Genomic DNA, 6,234 nt, shown 5'->3' with positions numbered 1-6,234 from the left:
TACGACGTTGATAGGTTGGGTGTGTAAGCGCTGTGAGGCGTTGAGCTAACCAATACTAATTGCCCGTGAGGCTTGACCATATAACACCCAAGCAATTTGTGAACTCGAAAGAGGCCAGATTGCGGTGTGTGAAGACGATACAAGTCGAAAATTCACAAGCAACACACAAATCTATTACATACCCATTCGCTGGAGCGTGAGCCGAAAGGTACACGAGCTGGCTACCGAATTTCTTGACGACCATAGAGCATTGGAACCACCTGATCCCATCCCGAACTCAGTAGTGAAACGATGCATCGCCGATGGTAGTGTGGGGTTTCCCCATGTGAGAGTAGGTCATCGTCAAGATTAAATTCCGAAACCCCATTTGCGAAAGCAGATGGGGTTTTGTTTTGGGCGCTCGAAAAGTATGAGCGAGCGCCTGCCAGTCGCCTTCAATGCTAAAGTCCTGCCTTTCTATGCAATGGCCCTATGCATGGCTATCATGCGTGCCTCATTGTGAGGCGAGACTTGCATGCTGACGTTGTTGAAACTTCTAAAAGATGGCCGATTCCACTCCGGGGAAGCGCTTGGTACAGCCTTGGGCGTCAGTCGCAGTGCTGTATGGAAGCAGCTTCAGCATCTTGAGGCGGAGTTGAATCTGCCTATCCATAAAGTCCGTGGCAGGGGATATCAGTTGGCTGCGCCCCTGGCGTTGCTAAGCCATGACGAAATAGCTGCAAATGCGCCTTCTTCTGCCTGGCCTGTCTATATCTCCGACTCCATTGACTCTACCAATGCCGAAGCATTGCGTCTTATTGGTGGGGGGCAAGTTGCGCCGTTTCTGGTGCTGTCGGAGCAGCAGACTGCTGGCAGGGGTAGGCGAGGGCGTAAGTGGGTAAGCCCTTTCGCTCAAAATGTCTACTACAGCCTCGTCTTGCGAATTGATGGGGGGTTGCGACAACTGGAGGGGCTTAGCCTGGTTGTCGGCCTGGCGGTCATGCAGGCCCTGCGGGAGGCTGGCGTGCGCAATGCAGGCTTGAAGTGGCCCAATGACGTCTTGGTGGGGCAGAAGAAGATTGCTGGCATCCTCCTGGAGTTGGTCGGAGATCCGGCTGATGTCTGCCACGTAGTCCTTGGTGTGGGGATTAATGTGAATATGCAGAAAGCGCCTGAAGTCGATCAGCAATGGACCTCTGTGCAGTTGGAAACCGGTAGCGCCGTTGATCGTAACTATCTGGTAGCCCGTCTCGGCTTGCAGTTACAAACCTACCTTGATCGTCATCAAGCGTTCGGCTTTTCCGCTATTCAAGGCGAGTGGGAGCAGAACCATCTATGGCAGGGGCGTTCCGTCTCGCTCATTGCCGGCGTGAATCAAGTCGAAGGACTGGTGCTGGGTATCGATGGGCAGGGTGCGTTACGCTTGGGCGTGGATGGTGTTGAAAAAATATACAGCGGTGGTGAGTTAAGCCTGAGGTTGCGTGATGATTCTTGAGCTCGACTGTGGGAATAGCTTTATTAAATGGCGAGTGCTTGAGTCAGGCAGGGCGTATGTTTTCGCAGAGGGAATCGTCGGCTCGGATATCGTGCTAATCGATAGCCTGTCAGCGCTTGCGGGCTTGGCGATAAAACATTGTCGACTGGTGAGTGTTCGTGCTTCCGAGGAGACCAACAAGTTGGTCGCGGCCCTGGTAGATGCCTTTGGCATCACTGTGGTTTGTGCTACATCTGCGAGGCAGATGGCCGGGGTGCGTAATGGGTACGAAGACTTCGAGCGGCTGGGGCTTGATCGCTGGCTGGCTATGCTTGGCGGTTTTCAGTTGTCGCCGGGCTCGTGCCTTGTACTCGATTTTGGTACGGCGGCTACCTCCGACTTCATTGCTGCGGACGGTGAGCATCTCGGCGGATTTATTTGTCCTGGTATGCCATTAATGCGTAACCAGTTGCGAACGCATACTCGCAAAATACGCTACGACGATATTGCCGCCGAGCGTGCCCTAGAGCACCTGTCGCCAGGTCGTACGACCGTAGAGGCGGTGGAGCGTGGCTGTATGCTTATGTTGAGAGGATTTGTCCTGACTCAGCTGGAGTTGGCTCAGCGTTACTGGGGTGACGAATTCACCGTATTCCTGACGGGAGGGGATGCTGAGCTGATTGCTGATGCCGTGCCTCGAGCGAAACTTGTCCCTGATCTTGTTTTTGTTGGTTTGGCGATGGCGTGCCCCTTGTCCTGAGGTTTTTATGCGTTGGCTGTTTTTGCTTTTGCTGGTCCTTAATATCTTCTATTACATTTGGCATCAGCAGGAAGCGCCCCTGCGTGCCAAGGATGTTACGCCCCTGGTTCTGTACCGAGGTTCTCAGCAGGATATCCAGTTATTGAGCGAGTCTGCTGATGCCGTGGTTCGACGGGACAGGGCAAAAGCCCCAGAGGTGCAGAGCGGTTGTCTCTATATTGGTGGTTTTGCTGATCAGAAGCAGGCGCGATCTGTGGAGCAGCGGCTTACCAGTCTGGACATCAAGGTAAAACTGCAATCGCTGAGCGCTCCTGATGTTTCGGGATACTGGCTGAGAGTGGCACCTGAAAGCCGGCGTCTGGCCGATGATTTGCCCTTTGAAAACCTTGCTAACGAATTCAATGAGTTAAAACATAAAATAATGCCGTGCGAAGGCATTGCAACTGTTGAATAGTTTGCATAGAATGGCGCCCGCTTCGCAGTGATGACCTCTTGAGGGAAACGGTGTGATGCGACAGTCAATGCAGCTAACCTCATATTTTCAATGAGAAAATGCTTGACAGAAGGCTGGCATGATATAGAATGCCGGCTCGCTTAGGAGGGGTTCCCGAGCGGCCAAAGGGATCAGACTGTAAATCTGACGTCTACGACTTCGAAGGTTCGAATCCTTCCCCCTCCACCATTTTAGCGTGAGCTGCAAGCTCTGCGGGTATAGTTTAGTGGTAGAACCTCAGCCTTCCAAGCTGATGATGCGGGTTCGATTCCCGCTACCCGCTCCAAGTTTGCAGGTTGTGCATAGTGTTTTGCTCTTGTAGCTCAGTTGGTAGAGCACACCCTTGGTAAGGGTGAGGTCAGCGGTTCAAATCCGCTCAAGAGCTCCATATAACAAGGCAGATATGAAAATATCTGCCTTTGTTTTAACAGCTACCTCTGATTGATTCTGCTCTCTTTCGTGATTTTGTTTGGGTAGGTTCCAGGTCTGCAGGGGTTTGTTGTTGTAAAGTCTTTTTCAGATCGGCATAATTGTCGGCCTGATTTTGTTTTAGGTCAGTAGCTCAATTGGCAGAGCGACGGTCTCCAAAACCGTAGGTTGGGGGTTCGATTCCCTCCTGACCTGCCAGATTCACTTGGTGTGTCTGGCTTTCTTTTCACAGGATCTTCATAGATGACTCCTAAGGCTGAAGCTCAAGGCTCTCGCTTCGATCTCCTCAAGTGGCTTGTAGTAGTCGCTGTTGTGGTCGTAGGCGTTGTCGGCAACCAGTACTACTCTGCGTCGCCGATCCTGTACCGCGTCCTCGCATTGCTCGCCCTTGCTGCTGTTGCTGCCTTTGTTGGCCTGCAGACTGCTAAAGGCAAGTCTTTTGCGGTCCTGGTAAAGGAAGCTCGTACCGAGATCCGTAAAGTCGTTTGGCCGACTCGCCAAGAAACCACGCAGACCACTTTGATTGTGGTAGCTGTTGTTCTGGTTATGGCGTTGCTGTTGTGGGGGCTTGATTCCCTGCTCGGCTGGCTTGTTTCCTTGATTGTTGGCTAAGGGTGTCCCGTGGCTAAGCGTTGGTACGTTGTGCATGCTTACTCGGGTTACGAGAAGCATGTCATGCGCTCTTTGCTAGAGCGCATAAAGTTTGCAGGCATGGAAGAAGGCTTCGGCGAAATTCTGGTTCCCACTGAAGAAGTGGTTGAAATGCGTAATGGCCAGAAACGCAAAAGCGAGCGCAAGTTCTTCCCTGGCTACGTGCTGGTTCAAATGGACATGAATGAGGGTACTTGGCACTTGGTCAAGGATACTCCTCGTGTCATGGGCTTTATCGGTGGTACCGCTGATAAGCCTGCTGCGATTACCGACAAAGAGGCAGAGTCGATTCTGCGTCGTGTTGCTGATGGTAGTGACAAGCCCAAGCCGAAGACGTTGTTCGAGCCGGGTGAGATCGTTCGTGTCACTGATGGTCCGTTTGCAGATTTTAACGGCACTGTCGAAGAAGTTAACTACGAAAAGAGCCGGATCCAAGTGGCAGTGCTCATTTTCGGTCGCTCTACTCCGGTAGAGCTAGAGTTCAGCCAGGTCGAAAAAGTCTAGCTGAGCAAGCATCCCAACCCCGCAGCCTTAGGCTGTGGGGTTTTGTCGTCACTGGGATAAACGCGCAAGTAACCGGGGAGCCTTTCGAGGCGTTCGAACCCGTAATTGGAGTGCCTCATGGCCAAGAAGATTACCGCTTACATCAAGCTGCAAGTGAAGGCCGCTCAGGCCAACCCAAGCCCACCCGTCGGTCCAGCTCTGGGTCAGCACGGCGTGAACATCATGGAGTTCTGCAAGGCCTTCAACGCCCGTACTCAGGGTATTGAGCCAGGTCTGCCGACTCCAGTGATCATCACTGTATACAGCGACCGTAGCTTCACTTTCGAAACCAAGTCGACCCCGGCTTCGGTTTTGTTGAAGAAAGCTGCTGGTCTGACTAGCGGTTCCGCTCGTCCAAACACCGTTAAGGTTGGCACCGTGACTCGTGCTCAGCTGGAAGAAATCGCGAAAACCAAAAACGCGGATCTGACTGCAGCTGATATGGATGCAGCCGTGCGTACCATCGCCGGTTCTGCTCGTAGCATGGGCCTTAACGTGGAGGGTGTGTAATGGCTAAGCTGACCAAGCGCCAAAAGGCTATCGCTGGCAAAATCGAAGCGGGCAAGGCCTACAACTTTGTAGATGCCGCTGCACTGCTGACCGAGCTGTCGACTGTCAAATTCAGCGAGTCTGTTGATATTGCTGTGAACTTGGGTGTTGACCCGCGTAAATCCGACCAGGTCGTTCGTAGCGCAACTGTGCTGCCACACGGTACTGGCAAGACTGTACGTGTTGCTGTCTTCACCCAAGGCCCGGCAGCTGAAGCTGCTCTGGCTGCCGGCGCTGACCGTGTAGGTATGGACGATCTGGCTGCCGAAATGAAAGCCGGTAACCTGAACTTTGACGTAGTTATCGCATCCCCGGATGCAATGCGCGTTGTGGGTCAGTTGGGTCAGATCCTGGGCCCACGCGGCCTGATGCCTAACCCTAAAGTCGGCACCGTAACCCCAGACGTAGCTACCGCGGTTAAAAACGCCAAGGCTGGTCAGGTTCGTTATCGCACCGACAAAAACGGCATCATTCACACCTCCGTTGGCAAAGTCGGCTTTGATGCCGTCAAGCTGAAGGAAAACGTTGAAGCCCTGATCGCTGATCTGAAGCGTATCAAGCCAGCTTCCTCGAAAGGTATCTACGTCAAGCGCGTTACCCTGAGCACCACTATGGGCCCAGGTCTGGTCATCGACCAAGGCTCGCTGGACGTATAAGACATAAACTGGCGCAAGCAATTGCGGCAGTTGAAAAATTGGGGTCCCTGCCTGGCGGGGGCTATCCAAGACCGTAGGCGGCGCAAGTCTTAAACCTCAAGCCTACGCAGATGGTGCTCCCGGTTCCTTACCGAATCAGACACCAAAACGACATCCGGCTTCGGTTGGATGAAACGGTAACAAGCAGGAGTTTTTCCCGTGGCAATTAAACTTGAAGACAAGAAGGCCATCGTCGCTGAAGTCAACAAGGCTGCCAAAGTTGCCCTGTCCGCTGTCGTGGTTGATGCCCGCGGTGTGACAGTAGGCGCTATGACCGGACTCCGTAAAGAGGCTCGTGAAGCTGGCGTTTACGTACGTGTTGTACGTAATACCCTGCTCAAGCGCGCTGTTGCCGACACTCAATACAGTGTTCTCAACGACGTGTTCACCGGCCCGACCTTGATTGCATTCTCCAACGAACATCCGGGTGCTGCTGCCCGTTTGTTCAAAGAGTTCGCAAAAGGTCAGGACAAGTTCGAGATCAAGGCAGCTGCGTTCGAGGGTAACTACCTCGCAGCTAATCAGATCGACGTACTGGCAAGCCTGCCGACCCGTGACGAAGCCATTTCCCAGCTGATGAGCGTGATTCAAGGCGCAACCAGCAAATTGGCTCGTACTCTGGCGGCTCTTCGCGACCAGAAAGAAGCTGCTGCAGCTTAAG

8 protein-coding genes, 4 tRNA genes and 2 rRNA genes are annotated in these 6,234 nt (G+C 53.1%); all 14 read left to right on the top strand.

Features of this window, described 5'->3' with window-relative positions; translation table 11 throughout:
* Positions 1-80, top strand: a 23S ribosomal RNA gene (locus ACZRJ6_RS05915); the annotation flags it as partial.
* 152 nt (positions 81-232) lie between these two features.
* A 5S ribosomal RNA gene (rrf, locus tag ACZRJ6_RS05910) occupies positions 233-348 on the top strand.
* Between the two features lie 166 nt (positions 349-514).
* A complete protein-coding gene (gene birA, locus ACZRJ6_RS05905; RefSeq protein WP_463967405.1) occupies positions 515-1,474 on the top strand; it encodes a bifunctional biotin--[acetyl-CoA-carboxylase] ligase/biotin operon repressor BirA in 960 nt (319 codons plus the stop codon).
* A complete protein-coding gene (locus ACZRJ6_RS05900; RefSeq protein ID WP_149413636.1) occupies positions 1,464-2,213 on the top strand; it encodes a pantothenate kinase in 750 nt (249 codons plus the stop codon). The genes birA and ACZRJ6_RS05900 overlap by 11 nt, the downstream gene beginning before the upstream one ends.
* Positions 2,214-2,220: 7 nt before the next feature.
* On the top strand, positions 2,221-2,667 hold the full coding sequence (locus ACZRJ6_RS05895) for a hypothetical protein (RefSeq protein ID WP_463967404.1): 447 nt from the start codon (positions 2,221-2,223) through the stop codon (positions 2,665-2,667).
* A gap of 143 nt (positions 2,668-2,810) precedes the next feature.
* Positions 2,811-2,895, top strand: a tRNA-Tyr gene (locus ACZRJ6_RS05890).
* Between the two features lie 23 nt (positions 2,896-2,918).
* Positions 2,919-2,992, top strand: a tRNA-Gly gene (locus ACZRJ6_RS05885).
* Between the two features lie 26 nt (positions 2,993-3,018).
* Positions 3,019-3,094 (top strand) — tRNA-Thr (locus ACZRJ6_RS05880).
* A gap of 163 nt (positions 3,095-3,257) precedes the next feature.
* A tRNA-Trp gene (locus tag ACZRJ6_RS05875) sits at positions 3,258-3,333 on the top strand.
* 45 nt (positions 3,334-3,378) lie between these two features.
* Positions 3,379-3,747, top strand: a complete 369-nt coding sequence (gene secE / locus ACZRJ6_RS05870) for a preprotein translocase subunit SecE (protein ID WP_076016471.1) — start codon at positions 3,379-3,381, stop codon at positions 3,745-3,747.
* Positions 3,748-3,756: 9 nt separating this feature from the next.
* A complete protein-coding gene (gene nusG, locus ACZRJ6_RS05865) occupies positions 3,757-4,290 on the top strand; it encodes a transcription termination/antitermination protein NusG (RefSeq protein ID WP_133103488.1) in 534 nt (177 codons plus the stop codon).
* Positions 4,291-4,407: 117 nt separating this feature from the next.
* Positions 4,408-4,839, top strand: a complete 432-nt coding sequence (gene rplK, locus ACZRJ6_RS05860; protein WP_003210097.1) for a 50S ribosomal protein L11 — start codon at positions 4,408-4,410, stop codon at positions 4,837-4,839.
* Entirely contained in the window at positions 4,839-5,534 is a 696-nt protein-coding gene (gene rplA / locus ACZRJ6_RS05855) for a 50S ribosomal protein L1 (protein WP_133103487.1), read from the top strand. Before rplK ends, rplA begins: the two co-directional genes overlap by 1 nt.
* A gap of 198 nt (positions 5,535-5,732) precedes the next feature.
* Positions 5,733-6,233 carry a 50S ribosomal protein L10 gene (rplJ, locus tag ACZRJ6_RS05850; RefSeq protein WP_463967403.1) on the top strand — a complete coding sequence of 167 codons (501 nt, stop codon included), beginning with the start codon at positions 5,733-5,735 and terminating at the stop codon, positions 6,231-6,233.
* Position 6,234 lies beyond the last annotated feature (1 nt).

The organism is Pseudomonas sp. C321 (assembly GCF_055407105.1).
The sequence above is the reverse complement of the archived record's forward strand: the minus strand, read 5'-3'. Positions and strand labels throughout refer to the sequence as shown.